Source organism: Paraburkholderia sp. BR14374 (assembly GCF_040948685.1).
Taxonomy (GTDB): Bacteria; Pseudomonadota; Gammaproteobacteria; order Burkholderiales; family Burkholderiaceae; genus Paraburkholderia; species Paraburkholderia youngii.
This window is the reverse complement of record NZ_JBFPKF010000143.1, coordinates 1-354: the sequence shown is the minus strand read 5'-3', so window position 1 is coordinate 354 and position 354 is coordinate 1. Positions and strand designations below refer to the sequence as shown.

At 70.3% G+C, this 354-nt stretch carries 1 protein-coding gene; it reads right to left on the bottom strand.

What is annotated here, in order from left to right; genetic code table 11:
* Positions 1-354 (bottom strand): 2Fe-2S iron-sulfur cluster-binding protein (locus AB3X86_RS38400; protein WP_368599915.1); only part of this gene is annotated, 354 nt, incomplete at both ends.

The window sequence follows — 354 nt, the reverse complement described above, 5'->3', positions numbered from 1 at the left end:
CGCTCACCGGATGACACTGGCACGTCAGCACGAACCCGTCGCGGACCTCGTGTTCTTCGAGCGTGTAGTTCTTTTCCATCTTCACTTCGCCCTCGAGCACCTTCGCGCGACACGTGCAGCACACGCCGCCCTTGCACGCATACGGCAGCGCGAGACCGGCGCGCAGCCCGACGTCGAGCACGCTCACGCCCTGATACGGCAGGCGCAGCCTGCGCCGCTTGCCGTCGAGCACGATCTCGAGGTCGGCCGCCGGGGTGTCCGCGGTGATCTCGACGGGCGGCACGCCCGCCTGCGGCAGCGGCGTGCCGAAGCGCTCGACGTGCACCTTCGCGGGCGGCACGCCGGCGGCCTTCA